Annotated in this window: 16 protein-coding genes; 8 read left to right on the plus strand and 8 right to left on the minus strand. The window is 32.3% G+C overall.

Annotated features, from left to right (window positions below):
* Window positions 1-333: 333 nt before the first annotated feature.
* On the minus strand, window positions 334-3,021 hold the full coding sequence (locus B0A58_RS01340) for a zinc-dependent metalloprotease (RefSeq protein ID WP_089079558.1): 2,688 nt from the start codon (window positions 3,019-3,021) through the stop codon (window positions 334-336).
* Window positions 3,022-3,750: 729 nt separating this feature from the next.
* Between B0A58_RS01340 and B0A58_RS01345 the strand changes: the two genes are divergently transcribed.
* Window positions 3,751-4,500, plus strand: coding sequence for a hypothetical protein (locus tag B0A58_RS01345; RefSeq protein ID WP_133063050.1), 750 nt, complete (start codon window positions 3,751-3,753; stop codon window positions 4,498-4,500).
* Window positions 4,501-4,800: 300 nt separating this feature from the next.
* On the plus strand, window positions 4,801-6,009 hold the full coding sequence (locus B0A58_RS01350; protein WP_089079560.1) for a hypothetical protein: 1,209 nt from the start codon (window positions 4,801-4,803) through the stop codon (window positions 6,007-6,009).
* Window positions 6,010-6,162: 153 nt separating this feature from the next.
* On the opposite strand, the gene B0A58_RS01355 is transcribed toward B0A58_RS01350, so the two are convergent.
* Together B0A58_RS01355 and cdd are read right to left on the minus strand one after the other, a co-directional pair.
* A complete protein-coding gene (locus B0A58_RS01355) occupies window positions 6,163-6,795 on the minus strand; it encodes a 7-carboxy-7-deazaguanine synthase QueE (RefSeq protein WP_089079561.1) in 633 nt (210 codons plus the stop codon).
* Between the two features lie 104 nt (window positions 6,796-6,899).
* Complete coding sequence (gene cdd, locus B0A58_RS01360) at window positions 6,900-7,382, minus strand: cytidine deaminase (RefSeq protein WP_089079562.1); 483 nt, start codon at window positions 7,380-7,382, stop codon at window positions 6,900-6,902.
* A gap of 570 nt (window positions 7,383-7,952) precedes the next feature.
* Here cdd and B0A58_RS01370 point away from each other — a divergent pair.
* Together B0A58_RS01370 and B0A58_RS01375 are read left to right on the plus strand one after the other, a co-directional pair.
* Entirely contained in the window at window positions 7,953-8,969 is a 1,017-nt protein-coding gene (locus B0A58_RS01370) for an iron ABC transporter permease (protein ID WP_089079564.1), read from the plus strand.
* 20 nt (window positions 8,970-8,989) lie between these two features.
* Window positions 8,990-9,775 (plus strand): ABC transporter ATP-binding protein, encoded by a 786-nt coding sequence (locus B0A58_RS01375; protein ID WP_089079565.1) that lies wholly within the window; start codon window positions 8,990-8,992, stop codon window positions 9,773-9,775.
* Window positions 9,776-9,788: 13 nt separating this feature from the next.
* Here the strand turns inward: B0A58_RS01375 and B0A58_RS01380 are convergent, their stop codons facing one another.
* From B0A58_RS01380 to B0A58_RS01400, 5 genes are all read right to left on the minus strand, one after another.
* Window positions 9,789-10,163, minus strand: a complete 375-nt coding sequence (locus B0A58_RS01380; RefSeq protein ID WP_089079566.1) for a YchJ family protein — start codon at window positions 10,161-10,163, stop codon at window positions 9,789-9,791.
* Window positions 10,164-10,193: 30 nt separating this feature from the next.
* On the minus strand, window positions 10,194-10,412 hold the full coding sequence (locus B0A58_RS01385) for a hypothetical protein (RefSeq protein ID WP_089079567.1): 219 nt from the start codon (window positions 10,410-10,412) through the stop codon (window positions 10,194-10,196).
* 17 nt (window positions 10,413-10,429) lie between these two features.
* A complete protein-coding gene (locus tag B0A58_RS01390; RefSeq protein WP_089079568.1) occupies window positions 10,430-12,919 on the minus strand; it encodes a DUF5686 and carboxypeptidase regulatory-like domain-containing protein in 2,490 nt (829 codons plus the stop codon).
* Window positions 12,920-13,027: 108 nt separating this feature from the next.
* Window positions 13,028-13,447: a type II 3-dehydroquinate dehydratase gene (aroQ, locus tag B0A58_RS01395; RefSeq protein WP_089079569.1), complete on the minus strand. Its 420-nt coding sequence runs from the start codon at window positions 13,445-13,447 to the stop codon at window positions 13,028-13,030.
* An 83-nt stretch (window positions 13,448-13,530) separates the two neighbouring features.
* Window positions 13,531-14,073, minus strand: coding sequence for a porin family protein (locus tag B0A58_RS01400; protein WP_014083664.1), 543 nt, complete (start codon window positions 14,071-14,073; stop codon window positions 13,531-13,533).
* 172 nt (window positions 14,074-14,245) lie between these two features.
* On the opposite strand from B0A58_RS01400, the gene B0A58_RS01405 reads away from it, so the two are divergent.
* The 4 genes from B0A58_RS01405 to B0A58_RS01420 all read left to right on the plus strand — a co-directional run bounded on the left by B0A58_RS01405 (window position 14,246) and on the right by B0A58_RS01420 (window position 20,637).
* Window positions 14,246-14,851, plus strand: coding sequence for an outer membrane beta-barrel protein (locus B0A58_RS01405; RefSeq protein ID WP_089079570.1), 606 nt, complete (start codon window positions 14,246-14,248; stop codon window positions 14,849-14,851).
* A gap of 504 nt (window positions 14,852-15,355) precedes the next feature.
* The gene (locus B0A58_RS01410) at window positions 15,356-18,349 is read left to right on the plus strand and encodes a tetratricopeptide repeat protein (RefSeq protein WP_089079572.1); all 2,994 of its coding nucleotides are present in this window, start codon (window positions 15,356-15,358) and stop codon (window positions 18,347-18,349) included.
* 71 nt (window positions 18,350-18,420) lie between these two features.
* On the plus strand, window positions 18,421-20,145 hold the full coding sequence (locus tag B0A58_RS01415; RefSeq protein ID WP_133063051.1) for a porin family protein: 1,725 nt from the start codon (window positions 18,421-18,423) through the stop codon (window positions 20,143-20,145).
* Between the two features lie 45 nt (window positions 20,146-20,190).
* Window positions 20,191-20,637 (plus strand): hypothetical protein, encoded by a 447-nt coding sequence (locus B0A58_RS01420; protein WP_014083660.1) that lies wholly within the window; start codon window positions 20,191-20,193, stop codon window positions 20,635-20,637.
* Window positions 20,638-21,022: the final 385 nt, after the last annotated feature.

Genomic DNA, 21,022 nt, shown 5'->3' on the forward strand with positions numbered 1-21,022 from the left:
GATATAAGTGCAGCCGCTAACAGCTAGAGTTTCGTTGCGGCTGCAAGCCGAGCAATGAATTGTAATCAACAAATACCTATAAAAAATAACCCACATGAGTTAAAGCAATTCCTTCCTTGCTTCTAGTGTTTTTATCTAGCTTTTAAGAGGAATTGGTTTTTTATAAAATTATAAATAATACCAAATATATTTATAAAATAGTCCAAAGATGCGTAGTTATTTTTTAGAAAAAATTTTCAAAAAAAATCGTTGATAGTAGAATTTTGCAACATAAAAAAAAGGCTGTCCAGATTAGAATTGGACAGCCTTTTTTATAGAAATCAAAAAAAAAAATTATTCGATAACAATACGTTTTACTTCTTTTTTAACGCCATCTGTAACACTTAACAAGTAAACACCAGATTGAACATTGTCCAATTGAATATTTTCATTAAACATCCCATTATTGTTAAAATCATTATTATAAATTACTCTTCCTCTCATATCATGAATAATCATTTTCACTGCATTTGAAGTACTGCTATTAAATTTTACATTAAAATTACCTCTGCTTGGATTTGGATAAACAACAAAATCGGAAAACTGTGTTTCGGGTACTGATAAGGTAATAGTTTGTGAACAAACTTCAATAGACCAAGAATTTATAGTACCTGTGTCTCCATCATAATAATCGGTAGCCAATAACCTCCAAGTTCCATTAGATGTTTTATTATTAAAAACAGCTAAAGGTGAATAAGGTTTAAATGTTCCAGTCATATTAGAAACACAAGTAAATGTAGGAGAACCATCACTTAAAGTAACATTAAAATTATCATTACCAGAACAAGATCTACCCCATAAAATATCTTGTGTGTTGTCTGGATGGTTTAAGGCTATAACCAAATCATTTGGATAAGTGTGCGTTACATTTAAAGTTACGTTTACATCTGATAAATTATAAGTAACAGGAATTGCTATAGTATTGGATACTACTGCTCCATTAACATTGGCTGCTGTTCCATCAGGAATAGTTAATGGTGTCGAATTTGAATAGGTATTACAAGTGTTGGTAATTGTATATCCAACAGCAAATTTTGGAGATATGTTAAAAAACACATTAGCACTTGCTTTTACCATAAACCTACAAAAAGGCCCTGAAACACCTGCTGGCAATGTAACAGATTCTGATCCGTCATTTTGAGTTGCGGTGAGTAACGTTGTCCAAGTACTGCCATCGTTTGCAGAAAATAAAATATCAACATTTGAAGCACCAGAAATAGTTTGGTGTCCTGTTGTACCTGTAGCACCTGTCCAAACAACTGTTTGAGTAGATCCTACTGGATAACTTGTATTGGCAGCAATTGTTATTTTCAAAGGTGATTTAGCAACCACATTCACTACCATATCATCAAAATTAGTTTGACCTTGTCCTAATACGTTATCTCTAGCGGTTAGTCTAAAATTAAGTGTTCTAGCTACAGAACTCAATGCTTCAGCATTAACATCTAATCCTGATGTGGTTTCAGATCCTTCAAGAATTGTACTCATAACTGGAAAATTCCTTAAACCACTTGCAGAATCTTGGTAATTAACCCAATTAGGTCCACTAGTTTTAGTTATTTTAGCGGCACTATTAGCTTGGGTATTTGAACCACCATCATCAATTTGTTGCCAAGTATAAGTTATTGCACTTGAACCACCAGCATCTGTAGCTGAGCCTGTTAGTGCAAATGGAGTACTCAATGGTATTGTCCAATCTTGTCCTGCATTTACTACTGGTGCCGCATGCGTAATTTGAGTTGTTGTAGGACATGTTTTTGAAGCCATATTACCCTGAACTTGAGCAATACTTACAGCATGAAATACATCAATAGAATGTAAATGGGTATCATAACTTGTTATACCCGCATATCCCATAATTGTAACTCCAGAACCTACTTCAACATTTACACCTTCACCTTCGTTTGAATTTGAAAAAGTGTGGTTGGCTCCAAATTGGTGACCTATTTCGTGAACTACAAAATCTATATCAAAATTATCTCCAACAGGCACCGTACTTGTAGTATATCCACTACCTTTTGATCCATCTTCACAAACACATCCTATACATCCTGCATTACCATTATTCCCTACATTTGCCATTAAATGTCCAACATCATAATTAGCTTCGCCAACTACTGAAGTAAGTGTTGACTGTAATTGACTATTATAGTTAGCATCTGTTGCACCATAAGGGTCTGTTGTAGTACCATCATAAATAATGGTCATGTTATCTACTAAATTCATGTGAATAGCAAAATCTGTTTCAAAAACACCATTTACCCTAGACATTGTGGTGTTTATAGCCGATAAAGCACTTTGCTTTGCCGTGGCAAGTCCTAATGCCGCATGATGATATGCCGTATATTCTGGTGTTACAGACATGGCCAACCTAAAATTTAATAATACATTTGTATTAGATCTTGAAGTTGAATTTACTGCTTTTGTAAGATCTCCAATAATTTTATTATCAGTTGGAGAAGTACAGTTGAAAGGCAACATCCCTTTTACATTTTTTGAGCTATAAACTACATGTATTTTGCCGTCTAATGAATAGGGTTCAATAAATTCGGTTGCTTTATCTGCTCTTGTTATCATAGCACTTATCCCTCTTGGGTTGATGGCTATACGCAATTTAGCATACCTATCCGTTAATCCATTACCTACATAAGATCTTATTTCAGGAAATTTTGCCTGCAAACTAGGCGAAAAATTGGAAGCTTCTAAAACAGTAAATTGCTCCATTGCCCCATCTGCATTAGGAATTTCAATTGTAACATATTTACTTACTTCAGCAAACCTATCAGTTGCAGTAATTAATTTGTTTTTTAATCCATTTAGATCTAATTCCATCAACTGATAATCTGTTGGGAAAGTAGCTCTTTTGGAATAGTCGGAAGTAATTACTTTACCTCCATCATGTTTTTTCCACGTCGTTTTATCTTGTGCAGATAAATAAGCTGAAGACAATGCAAAAACTAATAATAGTAATGATTTTTTCATAAAAATATAATTTTGAGGTTACAATATTAAGAATAATATATTATTAAAACAAACCTAATCACTTATTTTTATTTCTAAATTAATATATTTTTGGTTTTATCCAATCAAAATAAACCTTATATAATTAATTCAATAAATTTATAAATAAAATCTTTATTCTATTTAAAATTATTTACAATATGCTTAATATTGATTTTTACTATACGTTGATTTTTTAAATTAATATATTGTAATTATCAAGTATTATATTGTTAAAATAAATTAGATTCAAAATAGACAAGACAGAAAAAAAAGTGATTTATGTCAAGATTTCCATTTTTATGTAAAATAAAACAAAAAAAATGACACTGTTGAAACAACAACTGAAACCATTTTTTTGGTATCAAACTTCTAAAATTCAAAAAATAAGAAAGGGTTTTGTAGTTTTTTTTATAAAAATTAGTAAATAAATGCTATTATATTTCAATGTCTTTTACTATTTTTGAAAAATATTTAACAACAGTTTTTTCTCAGACTGACGTTGGTCAGACATTCCCTCTAGACTCATGCCCTGACCCCGTAAGCTAACGGTACGAAATCGGAAAATAGGAGGGTAAAATAAGTAAAATAAATCTTGCAAACATTTGATTTTCAAAACATTAATAAAAAGTTAGTTAGAAGTTTGGCAAAACGCAGAAAAACAAATACTAAGCAAATGAAAATTTCGGTTCACTTTAAAAATTATTACGTATGAAATCAAATTACCTACTTTACGTTATTATTCTATTGACATTCACAAATATATTTTCACAAACAGATGAGAAGAAAATTAATGGTGTTACTATTAGAAATACAAACCAAATTGACACAACAAAAATAAAAATAAATAGTACCTTTTTACTCTTAGGAACTCTGAATGATTATATGAGTTATAATTATGGTAGTTTAGAAAACAAGTTTGATAGGTATTATACAACTGAAAAACCACTAATGAAATTCGTAGATAGCATTGTAAAAAAAGATTTTAAAATTAATTTGATTGAAGATAAAAATTGTTTTATTTCGAAAGAAATGTCCAACCTAATGAACTCATTTTATATTAAGAATAACTTAAACGATAGTTTATTTAATAGCAATGAAAAAAAGCTATCTTTTCTTTTAGGTGTATATTATAGAAATGGTGAAAAAATAAATGATAGAATTTATAAAATTCAATTAGCAAACTCACCAAAACATAATAATGTTTATGAGTTTTTAAAAGAATTAAATTGCCAAAACATTTTTTTTACTAGACTTGATAATATTCCAACAATTTACCAAATATATTTTCAACCAACAGAAATAATTAAAAAATATTTTGCAACAATCGAAATTGAAAAAGAAAAGTTGTTTACCTCGAAAATTGAAAGTTTAAGTTTAATAAAAATAACAAAAGAAGAATATAAAAAAGAGATGGAAAAAGAAAATTTAGAAATAATAAAGTTATTTAGTAAGAAATAAAACCGAACAGCTAACAGCTAGCCTTTCCTTGCAGCTTAAAGCCGAGCCATGCAACTCAGGTTGAACTGTTTGTCCCTTTTTTCGGGAGAACTGATTCTAAACTTTCATCACTTTATGGCGTTATCGATTTTATTTTTTAAATTTTCAAAAGGATTTAGTACTTCTTTTTCACCATGAAAATTTTGTAATAAAAATAAAATTAATTTTGCTTGATTGAAAAAATGTTTTTATGTTTGTGAAGGATATACGATTTGAAAAAATGTAATAACTTTCGTGTATTAACTAGTTATCTGAAAGCGTATGAAAAAACTTCAAATATTCATATTTCTACTTTTATTCAATATTCCATTATTCTCTCAAATAAAAGAAATAAAAGGAGACACTATTTATTGGTATAAAAGTAATATCGAATTTCAAAAAAAATTAGATTTAAAAAATTTTAAAAAGTCTTCAGATGAATTTAATTTTAGATTTAGAAATCATGGTCAAGTAATTGAAATTTCAAAAAACAATAATGAATTTTATGGAACTATAACAAACTTCATTTATCATACAAAAAAAGTAAAAAATAATAAAACAGAAACTTTATCAAATAAAATTATTTTACCAGCTAAACAAGTTGAAAATATTTATAATATTGTTCAAAACTCAAAAATTTTAGAATTACCTTCGGACAATAATATTGAAAATTGGTCTCAAGGAATGGACGGAATAACATATATAATAGAACATTCCGATAAGAAAATCTATTGGTTAAAAAAATACTGGACACCATCTTCACAAGATTCAATTCCAGAAGCATTGATTGTTTTAGATTTAGTAAAAAACCTGTCTGAAACACTAAATCTAAATGAAGAGTATGCATCATTCAAAAATACATTACCAAAATATGGCTGTTATAATTCTGGTGGAATTTCAAATATGTGTTATCTTTCTAACTTTTTAGAATTAGGTTATAGTGGAGCATCTAAATTACCATTAGGTTTTTATTCTTCATATTCTGCAATTTATTTGGGGAAGTCAAAAATAAATGGAAATACTTCTCTACAATATAACTTTAATAATGATGGATTTCATCATTTAAATTTGCAATTATCCAAATGGAATATTTTTTACAAAAATTTAAAAATAACAGATTATATCTCATACAATTATCAGAATAGAATTCTCAATATTGATAATACAAAAAACAAATTTGAAAATCATCAAATGAAGTACGGTTTAAATCTCAAAAATAATTTAGGAATTGGGATAGGTTTAGACTATTTAAGTAAAAATTATGAAAAAATTGGAGGGCACCTTTTTGTAAATAAATGGTTTTCAAAATCCAATATAAGTACGACATTAAGTGCTTCAATATTTGAGAGTCAGTTAAATTACAAAACTGAAATTTTTAAATCGATTAATTTCAATAATAGCTTTCTAATTAATAGAATCGCAATCGGATTAACATATGAAAATTTTATAAACTATAAAGATTTGTACTTTAATATTCGAATATTAATCTAAAAAAAACACCTGCACACAACAGCCATAGCTTCGTTACAACTGAAAGCCGAGCAATGAATTATCATCAACGAATACCTATATAAAATAAAAACACATGAGTTAAACCAATTACATGCAAATTACTAATGGGTTTATCAACAAGTTTCTAGCATTTTAAGGTATATTCAAATATTTATGTGTTTGCAAAGATATTCTCCATTTTGGATTATTCATTACATAATCTACTATAAATGGCGTTATCATATCCTTCTTGCTCCATTCTGCCTGCAAGAATAATACAGCATTTGAATTTACCAATAAGGCTTGCGCTTCAGCAAACTCAAAATCGTGTTTGTTGTGTATAATTACTTTCAACTCATTGGCTTTTTCGTAAACTTCGGGCAGTGGCAATTTGTTTTTTTTGGGCGACAAACAAATCCAATCCCAAATGCCTGTCAAAGGATAGGCTCCAGATGTTTCTATATGGATGGTCATCCCAACGCTTTTAAGTTTTTGGGTAAGTCCGTCCATATTCCACATCAAAGGCTCCCCTCCTGTTACCACAATAGTGTTCGAATACAATTTTGCCTCCTCTACAATAGTTGTTATAGCTGTTGGTGGATGCAAATCGGCATTCCAACTTTCTTTAACATCACACCAATGACACCCCACATCGCACCCGCCAATTCTTATAAAATAAGCTGCTGTTCCTGTATGTGCCCCTTCGCCCTGAATGGTATAAAAAGCTTCCATCAATGGTAATAACTCCCCTTTTTGTATAGCTGTTTGTGATTCTTTTGATAACATGGTTTCAATTTGATTGGCAAAGATAGTTTTTTATTTTGGTAAATAAAAAATGAAACCCCTACCCATTTTTCATGTAGTGAAAAAAAAACTGTTTTTAAAATAAACTACAAATATTTTTTATCAAACATAAAAGGCAACAAATTTCGCAATGAATCAGATTGATAGATAGCCCCAACAGCCCCCATAAAATACAACTGTATTGGACTTTCTTGCCCTATTTCATATTCCGCTATCGATTGTCGGCAAGCTCCACACGGCGGAATGGGCATGTCTGTAACACTAGTGTCCGAAGCTGCCGATATAGCAAAAGCCACCATTTTTTGTCCAGGATATTGTGCACCCGCATAAAATAAAGCAACCCGCTCTGCACACAATCCAGACGGATAAGCCGCATTTTCTTGATTAGATCCTTGTACAATTTCGCCGTTCTCCAACAATAAAGCCGCCCCTACCCTAAAGTTTGAATAAGGTGCATAAGCCCGCTGTCTGGCCTCTATAGCTTTTTCCATCAAATCTCGAATAGGTGCAGGCAACTCATCCATTACCTCAAACGCTTTAAACCTAACTTCAGTAATTATATCTTTCATACATTTTTTATAGTTAATTATTTACATTCTAATAGTACTTTATTCCATATTATACATCAAACCACTTGGTAAGAAGTCTGTATTATGAAATCTAAAATTGTAAATTTAAACAATAAAACGCTAACACACAAACACCATTTGTAGCCAACCACAACAAACCACAATAAAAAACCAACAACAATCAAATTAAAACGCCATTTGTCTATAATCAGAAGCAGCTACTTTTGGCCTTCTCCCCCATGTACAGTTCCCGCCATTCGCTATATCTTTTTGTTTTTAAAGAAAAAAACAAAAAGGATGCCGCTGCTGTCGGGGCTATTTTGCTACTTCGAGCCCAAAAACCATTGATTAAATCAGTTGATTCTTCCCTAAAAAAACACACCATGAAAACAGTACAAAATCAAACAGCACTACTATTTTTTTATCATTTGATAAAACACCCCACAAAAAACATTTGACAAACACAAAACCACAACTTCTAATGCAACACAATCAAACCATTGGATTTTACATCGTTTATTATTAAAAAAATAGTTACTTTTGCTCAAAAAAAACACCAAAAGCATTTTTATGGTCTCACAAAAAAACATTTTGAGGTTCGTAATCCTTTTTTTAGCCATTCTTTTTTTGTTTGTTTTAAACATTAGTAGGGGTTCCGTTTCTATACCACAAAGAGACGTTTTTTCTGTAATTTTAGGGCAAAACGCTTCCAAAACCACTTGGACATACATCATGATACACTATCGAATACCCAAAGCCATAATGGCCATATTAGTAGGTATTGGACTGTCTATCAGCGGGTTACTTATGCAAACCTTATTCCGAAATCCTTTAGCAGGACCTTATGTTTTAGGCTTAAGTTCAGGATCTAGCTTGGGGGTTGCTTTTGTAGTATTAGGCTCAGGAATTTTGCCGAATTTCATAAGTTATTATTTACTATCTACTTATGGAATAGTGATGGCTTCCTGTTTGGGCAGCTTTTTGGTACTCATAGCAGTATTAATAGTTGCCAAAAAACTCAAAGATACCCACTCTTTACTCATTGTAGGTTTAATGTTCAGTAGCTTTTCTAGTGCTATTGTAGGTATTTTATCATACATAAGTACATCAGAACAATTGCAAAAATTTACCTTTTGGTCTATGGGCAATTTAGGCAACATCCCTTGGTCGTCAATCACTATTTTAACCATCAGTGTATCCATTGGATTACTTGTGGCATATATAAACATTAAAGCATTAGATACTTTGCTTTTAGGCGAAAACTACGCCCGAAGTTTAGGCTTAAACATCTCAATATCAAGACTGTATATCATTATTGCTACTAGTATTTTATCAGGAGTAATTACCGCTTTTGCTGGCCCTATTGCCTTTATTGGTCTTGCAGTTCCGCATATAGCAAAAATGTTGTTTCAAACAAGCCAGCACCAAATACTTTTTTGGAGTACCCTTTTTTTAGGGGCTGCATTCATGTTAATTTGCGACTTGGTTGCCTACCTCCCACTTTCCAATACGGTCATACCAATTAATGCCATTACATCACTGATAGGTGCACCAATTGTAATTCTAATATTGCTAAAAAAAATATAAATTTGTAATAACTATTCCAAATGAATGACTTGATACTAAAAACTACAAATTTAACAATTGGTTATCTATCCAAAAAGCATGAAAACATCATTGCTACAAACTTAAATTTGACACTCAAACGAGGCGAACTGACTGCTTTGATAGGTGCAAACGGTATTGGCAAATCAACCCTATTGAAAACCCTTACAGGCATTCAAAAACCCTTATCAGGCAAAATTGAAGTGGACCAACAAAATTTAAACACATACCATTTGTTGGATTTGGCACAAAAAATGAGTGTCGTACTTACAGAAAAACTACCTCCCAGCCAATTGACAGTGTTTGAAATAGTAGCTTTGGGCAGGCAACCTTATACCAATTGGATAGGAAAACTATCCGATCTTGATGTTTTACATATTACAAAAGCGTTACAAGACACACAAATACAACATTTACAGTCTTTAAAACATCATGAATTAAGCGATGGCCAACTACAAAAGGTTTTGATAGCCAGAGCATTAGCACAAAATACTCCTGTAATTATTTTAGACGAACCCACAACACATTTAGATTTACAACACAAAGTTTCGGTTTTTCGATTACTTAAAAAATTAGCTTCAGAAAACCAAAAAGCCATTTTATTTTCTACACACGACATTGATTTGGCTATTCAAGTAAGCGATCAAATGATTTTGATGACCCCAAAAAATATACAACAAGACCAACCTTGTAATTTAATAGCACAAGGTGCATTTGATTTATTATTCAACGATAAAAATATTGTTTTTGATCAACAAAAAGGAAAATTTATTTTAGAAAATATTTAAAAAAATAGATTTTTTATAAAAATATACCATCTACATAATACCATTTTCCCGCTTCATATACAAAATTTGAGGCTTCATGATGCGTTTGATTTTGTCCTTTTTCATCTAAATAAAAGGCTTTAAACCGCACCTTTTGGGTACCAACTTCCAAGATTTGTAATTGCAACCAAGTAGATTGTTCTGCCCATTGTTTCATACTCACTTTGTCATGAAAATGCCGTGTCGAAACATGAGTAGTTTCCCATAAATAATCTATTTTACCCAAAACATAAGCAGCATAACGAGACCGCATCAACAAGGCTGCCGTTGGAGCATGTTTGTAACTATTGTGAAAAACCGCACAACATGCTTCATAACTATTGGGCAACCCACAAGGACATTTTTCCATAAAAAATTTATTTTTTTAGAATAAATAAAATTATTGTAAATTTTGTTTTATTTTAACATGTAATTGATTTAACAATACCTGATATTTTGTTATTTCTACCAAATCTGCATCATCATCAGATAAATCAAACATTTCGTCTAATAATTCGCTGGTGCCTAGTAGCACATGGTTTGCTTCTTTATATGCTTTTTGTGCAATCAAATCTATAATATTTTGTGTTTCTTTTTGTAATAAATCAAAATTATTCATGCTGTTTTATTTAAAATTTATTCTAATACATTCAGTAATTTACACCCAAAAATAATTCCATGTTGGGTTGTACCCTCTTGAAAACTGGAATAATAATCAACCCTAAAAACCTTAAATTTCCCAAAACCCAATCGGTCTAAACCTATATTAAACTCAGAATACGGTTTTTGATTAGGAAGCATCAACACATGATACCCTGCAACAAACTCTGATTTTAAGGCATTTAACAAAGGTAACTTGTTCATTATAAATCCTTTATCGTTATACTCGGCATGGTATTCTACATAAGCATCGTTGGTACTTTTACTATAATAAGGCAACAAATGAAATACATTGAGGTATTGATTCGATTGTGCAATATGGGTTTGATTTCCCATAAAATGTTTGTAATCCATAAAAGCAATATTTTGAGCATCAAAAAATTTGCCCGCTTTCATTTGTTGGGCAAGAATCCCTTTGTTTTGTAGTCCAAGTTCGTAAAAAACGGAGGTATTCAAGTGTGTGTACCCATATTTTTTGTTGGTTGCGGTCAAGGTTTTTTCTATACCAAATGTGAGTTTAGGGTATTTTGTATTTCGGATATTAAATTTGCCATCGGGTCTTGAAAAATAAGTATTCCCAAAATGTATCGTAGCTTCCATAGCCCATTTGGTAAGATGATGAGACTCAAAACCAGCCGTTTCAAAATCGAACGGATTTAAGGGATTATTGGACGAATACCTGTCATTTTTCATAAAATAAGACACATCAGAGTGGTTAAACAATGCCTTGCGATGGGCATATTCTAACGATGTTTTAAGATGGATTCCGTTTGCAACATCCTGACTATAAGCTAAATAAGCAAATGTTTTGTCATACAATTTCATGAAATTATTCCTAAAAAACAAACTGCTTACACTGTTGATAAACGGACTTATTGGCCGTTCGTTATTAAACTGGCTCGTTGTTGAACCGCCTGAAAGTTGTAAACGGGCATAATTTTGATTGTTAAATTGATGGTCTATTTGTCCTAAAATTCGCAATCTTTCCTCGGCAAAACCATAATTGAATGCGGCCAAAACAGCGGTGTTTTTTCCTGTTTCGTCATTCCATTTTTTATATGAAAAAGAAGGTGTCAAATGATACCCTTGCACAGTATTGAATGCCATTTTTGTGTTATTCAACAAACCCGAAAAGTTAAATTGGTGTTTTTTAAACGAATTTTTATAAGTATATCCGCCAATAATATCCAAAAAACGAAACTTATTAGTTTTTTTATCTATCGAATCCAAATAAACTTGGCAACTTTTTTTGGTTTTCAGGCTGTCTTTTGTTTTGTAGTCATGTTGTTCTTCTATTGTAAGCGGTATGGGGCGGATGCTGTTCCAATAGTCATTGTCTTTTTGATTGGCATTAGGAGCAAAACTTAGCACTTCATTTGTAAACATTTTTTTATCAAATGTTTGTGGAAAATCATAATTTGTAAACACATAATTAAACACTCCCGAAAAATGAATACCCATCAAACCAGCATCAAACGAAAGGTTTTGCACATTCAAAGACCACGTTTTTTTGGGTGCATGGTAGCTATAATTTTGTTTGAGTACCATGTTTTCCATAAATTCATTTTTCATTCGATACCCTTTCATGGTCAAATCCACCGCATAAATGGCAAATGAATCATCTACAATATAAATATATCCTTCAAAAACAGGTTCTTTATCCCGTTTTGGTGTAACTTTTATCTTATAAATTTGAAAATTATTATCATCGTAAGTCGAGCCTTCAAGTTTAAATTTATAATACTGAAAAGCATTATCTGCAATTGGCGACACCATTTTTACACTATGTCCAACATAATTTTCATAAAAAAAGTAATCCGAATTTTTTGCAGTATTGTAGCTAAACCCATTATCATTACCCGAAATTTTGGATGCTAATATCTTTTCCCTCAACTGATTAGGTGCCGAGAAATCTATTTTAGAAATCGTTTCAGACAGGTAAATAATACCACTTCCTGTAGAGTCTAAATGGTGTGCTATATCGTCTTCTAATGAAACATCCATACCCATGATTTTTTTAGGCAAATTTTTAATTTTAAATAAGCCTCTTGAATAAAAATCGGCTGAAAAATGGGCGGTTTTGGCTGCATTTTCTTTCCTATTGGCTATGGCATTTTGAATAATAGGATTGGCTAAATTATCGTTTTTTCGGATGACAACCTCTTGTAGCATAAAATCCTCTTTTTCCAAAACGGTATTCAATATATACGGAAAATGATCTACCAACACATTTTGTTTTAAAGTTTTAAAACCTAAATTTTGAAATATTAAATTGATATTTCCTACATTTTTATAATTCAATTCAAACAAACCTTTTTGATTTGTAGCAGTTCCAATATAGGTATCCTCTACATAAACTGCCACAAATGGAATGGGATTACCATTTTCGTCTGTTACAATGCCTTTAATTTGAGCATATTGATATTGTGCCACCAATAAAAGCAATAAAAGTAATCTTTGTTTCATTATTGTAATTTTGTTAATTTTTTTATAAAATAGTATGAATTGAAATATATTGTCGTTTAGTTAAATAAAAAAGTCTTTCTTGATTATTCAAAAAAGACTTTATTATTATTAATTATATATAAATGATTGCAATGCTAAATCATAACTTTGTAAACCAAAACCTAAAATAACACCTTTGGCACTACCCGAAATATAGGATTGATGCCTAAATGCTTCTCTACCAAAAGTATTAGAAATATGTACTTCTATCACTGGAGTTGAAACGGCCTTTACCGCATCGCCAATTCCTATCGACGTGTGGGTATAAGCACCCGCATTTAAGATAATTCCATCAAAACTAAAACCAACTTCCTGAATTTTTCCTATAATTTCACCTTCAATATTGCTTTGAAAGTAGTATAATTCGATAGTATCAAATTTATTTTGTAATATTTTAAAATAATCCTCAAAAGTTTGAGACCCATAAATTTCGGGTTCTCTTTTGCCCAACAAATTCAAATTTGGACCATTGATAATCATGATTCTCATGGTGTATATTTTCTTAATTGAGCCGCAAAATTAACAAAACCATTTATATTATAGTCTTTTTTAATGTTTTTTTAAGATTAATTTTAAAAAAAACATCCTACCGACAATTGAAATACCGCAGACTTAATTTTAGAATTTTCAGATATTTCGTACAAACCAGCACAATACCTTGCCTGTGCCACTAAATGTTCTGTAATCCGAACCGACATTCCTGCATTGGCACTAAAATCAAATGTTTGGGCATTGTTCACATCAAATTTATTTTTTTCTTTCAATAGAAATGAGGCTTGTGGCCCCAAGTCTAAACTAAAAGTATCCGACAACCCTATTTTTAGCATCACAGGAATTGTCAAATAACCCAATTCATTTCTATAATCTTCAATTGCGGTTTTGTAAGTAGTTCCTTGAGTACTGTACAAAATTTCTGGCTGAACAAATAGTTTTTTTAATAATTTTACCTCTGCCATTAGACCTCCATGATAACTCGTTATCGCTTGGGTTTGAATTTCAGAGCCAGACACATTAGCATAATTTCCTCCAACCTTGATACCCATTTTTAATAATTGGGCATTCATCAACGGCACACTACAACAAAATAGTGCTGCCAAAATAACATTTTTTTTCATTTTATAATAAATTTAGGGACTACAAAAATACAATATTATTCAACCCAAAACCATTTTTTTGAAATCTATTTTAACACAAAAAAAATACCAACTACATATATCCAAAAGTTGTATATATTATTTTAATTTTTATATATTTGCACCAACAAACATCTTAAACACATCACTTACAATGAAAAAATTTTTTATCGCAACAGCAATTATGCTTGCATCGCTTGCAAATGCCCAATCCCAAGGCGGATTTAGAGTAGGTTTAGACCTTGGTTATGCCCTTCCTGCAAAAGGTGGCGGGGGCTTTTTAGTTTCTATCGAACCTAAATACAATATCAAAGACAATATGAATATTGGTTTGCGTTTTGGTGCAGCAGCAATGGCCAAAAACATCCAATCAACTACATCAACTACCGCAAACGTCGATGCCGAAATTGGTGTAAACAACTCTTATCTACTTACTTACGATTATTATTTTAACCAATCTGGTAGCTCGTTTGTACCCTATATTGGAGCAGGTGCAGGTTTATTTCAATTAGCAAATCTTGAAATTAATGACACTAATAGTACTACAACTACTACAACCATGCTCGATGCCACTTCCAAAACAGGCGGTTTGGTTAGAGGTGGTTTTGAATGGGGCAAATTCAGAATGGGAGTAGAATACAATTTTGTACCAAAATCAAATATTCAAGACCTAAAAGGCACCGTTGTCGGATCTACAGACAATTCTTATTTAGGAATACACTTAGGTTTTTATATAGGTGGCGGCAAATGGGGCAACTAATCCTTTGCTACATTTTATAACTCAAGGTCGTTTAGTTAAGCATTTATTCAAATCCATCATCTTTGTCAAATGTTAAAACTTATAAAAACATGAAGTGCATTTATTATTAATTTAATGTCAACTAAACGATATTGTTTTTAAATCTTTAATTTTTAAATCTTTAAATTTTTTAATTTTTAAATCTTTTAATCCTTAAATCTTTTAATCTTTTAATCTTTAAATCTTTAAATTTTTTTTAAATCAAAAAACAAGGGCATGCCCCCAAAAAAAAGAAAGCCCCTAATCAGCATAACTGTTCATTGGGGGCTTCCTTTTTTTGGGGTCGGGCTATCACGAGCACATGGTGCCTTGCTCTATCCCTCATGCAAAAGGTGCAACAAAGCAACACTTTTTTTCAAAACTTTATCCCATAAAGCAATTGGAACTACAATTTGCCGTTTACAATATATTTGAATACATTTGAATTTCAAATATTATTGCACTATGAAGCTTTTTTCAAAACTAATGTTACTGCTCTTTTTTTGCTGTTCTGTTTCGCTATTTGCCCAAAAATCAGCCATTTACAACAACGAATCGCAAGATTTCAAAAAAGGATTGTCCCTATTTCATGCCAAGCAATTTCTTGCCGCACAAATCATTTTTGAAAAACTACAATCCCATTCACAAAACACTACCACGATAGCAGACTGCACTTATTATGCCGCTACCTGTGCCATGCACTTGCAACAGCCCCATGCCGATCTATTGATGGAAAATTTTATAGAAGACTATCCTACAAATGCCAATCAAAACAAAGCTTTTTTTGAAGTAGCTTCGTATTATTTCCAACAAAACAATTTTGTAAAATCGTTAGAATGGTTTCAAAAAATGGACGAAAGCCAATTAGATCAAAAAGAACGAGACCAATTGTATTTTCAAAAAGGGTATGCTTTTTTTATAACAAAAGACAAAATACAGGCAAATAATTATTTGAATAAAGTAGTACATTCCAATCAATATGGAGCACAAGCCAAATATTATTTGGGCTATATGGCTTATCAAAACGATGATTTTAAAGAGGCCAACAAACAATTTGAAACCATTGCAAACGACCTCGATTTTAAAGAAAAACTCTCTTATTTTCAGGCAGATATGAATTTCAAATTAGGCAAATTCGATCAGGCCATTGCCCTTGGCAAAGCCGCTTTGGCAAAATCAAGTCCTACAGAACAATCTGAACTCCATAAAATTATAGGCGAAAGCTATTTCAACCTCCAACAATATGACAAAGCCTGGCCATATTTAGAAAAATACAAAGGCAAAAACGGCAAATGGAACAACACCGATTTCTATCAATTGGGCTATGCTTTCTATCAACAAAAAGATTACGAAAAAGCCATTTTACAATTCAACAAAATCATAGACGGTCAGGATGGTGTGGCTCAAAATGCCTACTATCATTTGGCCGAAAGTTATTGGAAAACCAACCAACAACACCAAGCTTTTATGGCATTCAAATCGGCAGCAGATATGAATTTCGACATCAAAATCAAAGAAGACGCAGCCTTAAATTATGCCAAACTAAGTTATGAATTAGGCAATCCGTACGAAAATGTTTCTACTTTGCTACAAAAATTCATAACACAATATCCCAAAAATCCTGCAACACCAACGGTTCAAAAACTGCTCATCAACTCTTATCTGTCTTCAAAAAACTACAAAGAAGCCTTGGAGTTATTAGAAAAAACATCCTTGCCCGAAAACAAAACCATTTTTCAAAAAGTAGCTTTTTATCGTGGATTGGAACTTGTGTCCGAAAACAATTATGCCGCTGCTTTGCCTTGGTTTGAAAAAGCCATCAATACACCCCGAGACCTCATTTTTACTACTCGAGCTACTTTTTGGAAAGCCGAATCAGCATTTCAACTCGACCGTTTTGCCCTTGCGTTGCAAGATTTTAAGGATTTTCAAAACAATGCCTCCGCAAAAAATGTGGTCGAATACAAACACCTGACCTATCATTTGGGCTATTGTCATTTCAAATTGAAACAATTTGCATTGGCAGCAACACAATTTCAGGCTTATATCAATACCCCAAATGCCGATAAACTTAAAGTAACCGACAGTCATTTGCGATTAGCAGACGCTCTTTTTATGACAACACAATACCTGTTAGCAATAGAATCTTATAATAAAGTCATTGAGTTGCAAAGTGTAGAGGCAGATTATGCTAGTTTTCAAAAAGCCATTTGTTATGGATTTATTTCAAAAAACACCCAAAAAATAGAGTATTTAACTCTTTTTCTAAAAAAATATCCCCAATCAACCTTAAGAGCCTCGGCCCTTTTTGAAATGGCAAACACTTATTTGACAATAAACAAACCAGCATTGGCCATTAAAACTTATGATCAACTACTTTTAGAATTTCCAAATAGTGCATTATATCCAAAAGCGTTATTCAAAAAAGGTTTGGCCTTATACAACCAAGACCAAGAGGATGAAGCATTGGCTCAATTCAAAAAATTGGTGGCACAATTCCCAAATGCACCAGAATCATTAGACGCTGTGGCCACCGCACGACTTATTTATTTAGATAAAAATCAAGTGGATGTGTATGCAAATTGGGTAAAAACCTTGCCTTTTATTGCTGTTAGCAATGCCGATTTAGACCATGATAGTTACCAAGTTGCAGAAAAACAATACTTACAAAACAATGTTAAAGCTGCCATTGCAGGGTTTGAAAAATATTTATCGTCATTTCCAGAGGGTTTTCATGCCTTAAATGCCCATTTTTATTTAGGTCAATTGTATTTTAATCAAGCAGCACAAGCCAAAGCCGCTGTTCATTATGAAGCGGTTTGTAGCGGATCTCAAAATGAGTTTTCAGAAGAGGCATTGTTTAAATTAAGTCAAATTTATTTAACAAACAATCAACATCAAAAATCGATTCCCACATTAATTCGATTAGAAAAAGAAACCAATACAGTGCCATATTTGATTTTTGCACAATCCCACTTAATGCAAGAATATTATGAAAACAAAGATTTTGCAAATGCAGTTGTTTATGCCGAAAAAGTATTGGCTAATTCAAAAATTTCCACTGCAGACAAAACCAATGCCCAAGTGTTCATTGCCAGAGCAGCCTTTCAAAATCAAGAGGAATCCAAGGCCAAGCAATATTATGCCAAATTGCAACCAACTGCCAAAGGTGAATTAGGTGCCGAGGCCTTGTATTATGAGGCCTATTTCAAAAACAAAGAAGGACTATTTGAGCTTTCTAACAAAGCCATTCAAAAATTATCCAAAGATTTTTCGGGTTACAAATATTTTGCTGCCAAAGGGCTTATCGTAATGGCCAAAAACTATCATGGTCTTAAAGATGCTTTTCAGGCCACCTATATTTTAGAAGCTGTGCTACAAAACTTCAAACAATTTGACGATGTGATGTTAGAAGCCAAGCAAACCCTCGAAATTGTAAAATTAGATGCCGGCCAAACAAATTCGTCCATTCAAAAATAACAAAACACATAAATTAATATTTAAAATTTAATATAAATTTTATGAAATTACATATAAAAAAATTCGTATTTATGCTAATACCTTTTTCATTGGCTGCAACAGCACAAAAAAAAGAAGAAGCCTTGGGTACTGAAACCATCGAAGTTGTTAAACCCTACACGCCAACCATTATTGATGGATTTAAAATAAAAGAAAATCCTATCTTGGAAGACGAAGAAGCATTAAAAAAAGAACCTTTAACCTATACCATCCATTCGATGCCCGTTGCCTCTACTTTTACCCCCATTAAGGGTGTAGCTGCCGCTGTAGAACAAAGCCCAAAAGCCTTGTTTTATGATAATTACGCAAGCCTTTTTGGTGGAAATTATGGTACGATAGATGCCGATTTATTTGCTACAAAAAAATTATCGGCTGCCGATTATGTTTCGGCAAGTTTACAACATTTGTCATCGCAAGGAGGCATCAATGGAGTATTGTTGCCCGATGCCTTTTATACATCAAAACTAGAATTGACATATAGCAGCAAACAAAAAAACACCCAATGGAATACCCATTTGGGCTATCAAAATCAAATATACCATTGGTATGGTTTGCCCGATTATGTCAAAGAAAATGGTGGCGAAACATTGTTACATTCGTTAGATACCAAACAAAGTTACCATACAGTATGGGCAAGTGGGCAGCTTAGTATGAACAACAGTTTCCTAAAAAAAATGGACATCAATGCCCAACATTTTTGGGATCGAATGAACACAACCGAAAACCGATTGCAGGTTGAACCTTCTATGGTGTTTCATTTGCTGGATCAAAATATAAATACTACTTTTATAGTGGACTATGTAGGAGGAAATGTAGCTCAATTAATAATTAATGAACAAAACACAACAAATAAATATGGTTTTATAAAATTAGGGTTCAATCCAAATTGGGTATTGAATCGCAACGATTGGACGTTTCAAGTAGGAACAAATTTGGGCTACATAACTGACATCGAAAACAAATCTGGCTATTTTTATGTCTATCCAAACATACAAGCCAGTTTTAAAATTGTAGATGATTTATTGGTTTTTTATGCAGGAGCAACAGGCAATGTTATCCAAAATACCTATCAAAATGCGGTAGAAATCAATCCCTACATTAGTCCAAGCCACTTGATGCAACCCACCAAGCAACAACTAGCATTGTATGGTGGTTTGCGTGGCAAATGGTCGTCGAGTGTTGGCTACAATGCCAAATTATCTTGGCTTAGCGAACAAAATAAAATAGGGTTCAAAGCACAAGATTTCAATACTAATGCTATAAATTTGAAAGATTATAATTACGGTAATGCCTTTGAGGTGTATTATGACAATCTAAAAACCATGCAACTATTTGCTGAAATAAAAGGAGATTTTTCAAACAGATTATCCTTTAATTGTCATGGCACTTTCAATATGTACCAACCCACTATACAAGAAAAAGCTTGGAACAGACCCAATTTGACCCTCAATGCCACTTTTGATTTTGAAATTACGCCAAAATGGTTTGTAGGAACCGATTTGTTTGTAGTATCAAAACGTGAAGATATACAACAAAATTTAGGTGTTATGACATTGGTTGCAGTAGATTATCACAAAACATTACCTGGTTATTTCGACCTCAACGCCCATTTGGATTACAAATACAATAAAAGATGGACTGCAGGCATTAGAGCCCACAATATTGCCAATCAATCGTATCAAAAATGGTTGCATTATCCTGTTCAAGGGTTTCAAATCATGCTGGGAGCTTCATATCAATTTGATTTAGATTTATAACCATCCGTGTTCAATATATAATTTGACTATAATATCCTATTAAAAATGGAAAAAAACAAAGTATTACAACATTACAAACAATTAGTACAAGACAAACTGGATATTTTTCAGGACATGATACACGAACTGGCATTAGACGCACAAAATGATGCCAAAGGATCTGCGGGCGACAAACACGAAACAGCCCTATCCATGATGCACCTTGAACAAGAAAAATTGAATCAAAAAGTGGCCGAAATCAACCAACAAAAAAACATTTTAGACCAAATAGATGCCACCCAAAAACACCAAGTGGCTGCCCTTGGGAGTCTCATCAAAACCAACGGGATGTACCTATTTGTGAGTTGTGCCATGCCAAAAATCAGTATAAACAAGCAAACCATTATTGCATTGTCCCCACAATCGCCTTTAGGCAAACAAATCATTGGAAAAAAAATAGGTTATGAATTTTCTATCCAAAATACGATTTACACCATAGAAGACGTAATATAATACCAAACACTCATATAAAATAGCCCAATCTGCTAGCTCTTTTTCTCCAAATATTTCACAAAAAAATAATTACGTAGCCCAGCTATGAAATGATTTTTTTATAAAATCTTGAAAAAAAATAGCATTGCATTTTTAGACTATTTTATATAAGTGTTTGGTATAAAATAACTTTAAATTAAACAATCAATAATCCAATTCAGAATTTGGGCGTGTCCCTCCGTAAAACCTCGGGTCGGGTTATCCGTTTCAAACAACGTTCTTTGATCTCCAAAAGAAATAAAAATTGTGAAATAATCTTTTTTGCCCCAAAAAGAGGGGCAAAAAAGGATTTCCACTGCTATCCCTCACACCAAACTCAAACACCATCCTGCTCATAAACTTCTAT

Origin of the sequence: Flavobacterium branchiophilum NBRC 15030 = ATCC 35035 (assembly GCF_002217205.1) — a bacterium.
Taxonomy (GTDB): domain Bacteria; phylum Bacteroidota; class Bacteroidia; order Flavobacteriales; family Flavobacteriaceae; genus Flavobacterium; species Flavobacterium branchiophilum.

Excerpts from the sequence above, each read along its gene's own strand:
- B0A58_RS01420 (WP_014083660.1), top strand. The coding sequence starts at position 20,191 with ATGGAAAAAAACAAAGTATTACAACATTACAAACAATTAGTACAAGAC.
- B0A58_RS01350 (WP_089079560.1), top strand. The coding sequence starts at position 4,801 with ATGAAAAAACTTCAAATATTCATATTTCTACTTTTATTCAATATTCCA.
- B0A58_RS01415 (WP_133063051.1), top strand. The coding sequence starts at position 18,421 with ATGCTAATACCTTTTTCATTGGCTGCAACAGCACAAAAAAAAGAAGAA.
- B0A58_RS01345 (WP_133063050.1), top strand. The coding sequence starts at position 3,751 with ATGAAATCAAATTACCTACTTTACGTTATTATTCTATTGACATTCACA.
- B0A58_RS01390 (WP_089079568.1), bottom strand. The coding sequence starts at position 12,919 with ATGAAACAAAGATTACTTTTATTGCTTTTATTGGTGGCACAATATCAA.
- B0A58_RS01340 (WP_089079558.1), bottom strand. The coding sequence starts at position 3,021 with ATGAAAAAATCATTACTATTATTAGTTTTTGCATTGTCTTCAGCTTAT.
- cdd (WP_089079562.1), bottom strand. The coding sequence starts at position 7,382 with ATGAAAGATATAATTACTGAAGTTAGGTTTAAAGCGTTTGAGGTAATG.
- B0A58_RS01400 (WP_014083664.1), bottom strand. The coding sequence starts at position 14,073 with ATGAAAAAAAATGTTATTTTGGCAGCACTATTTTGTTGTAGTGTGCCG.
- aroQ (WP_089079569.1), bottom strand. The coding sequence starts at position 13,447 with ATGAGAATCATGATTATCAATGGTCCAAATTTGAATTTGTTGGGCAAA.
- B0A58_RS01355 (WP_089079561.1), bottom strand. The coding sequence starts at position 6,795 with ATGTTATCAAAAGAATCACAAACAGCTATACAAAAAGGGGAGTTATTA.
- B0A58_RS01375 (WP_089079565.1), top strand. The coding sequence starts at position 8,990 with ATGAATGACTTGATACTAAAAACTACAAATTTAACAATTGGTTATCTA.
- B0A58_RS01410 (WP_089079572.1), top strand. The coding sequence starts at position 15,356 with ATGTTACTGCTCTTTTTTTGCTGTTCTGTTTCGCTATTTGCCCAAAAA.
- B0A58_RS01385 (WP_089079567.1), bottom strand. The coding sequence starts at position 10,412 with ATGAATAATTTTGATTTATTACAAAAAGAAACACAAAATATTATAGAT.
- B0A58_RS01405 (WP_089079570.1), top strand. The coding sequence starts at position 14,246 with ATGAAAAAATTTTTTATCGCAACAGCAATTATGCTTGCATCGCTTGCA.
- B0A58_RS01370 (WP_089079564.1), top strand. The coding sequence starts at position 7,953 with ATGGTCTCACAAAAAAACATTTTGAGGTTCGTAATCCTTTTTTTAGCC.
- B0A58_RS01380 (WP_089079566.1), bottom strand. The coding sequence starts at position 10,163 with ATGGAAAAATGTCCTTGTGGGTTGCCCAATAGTTATGAAGCATGTTGT.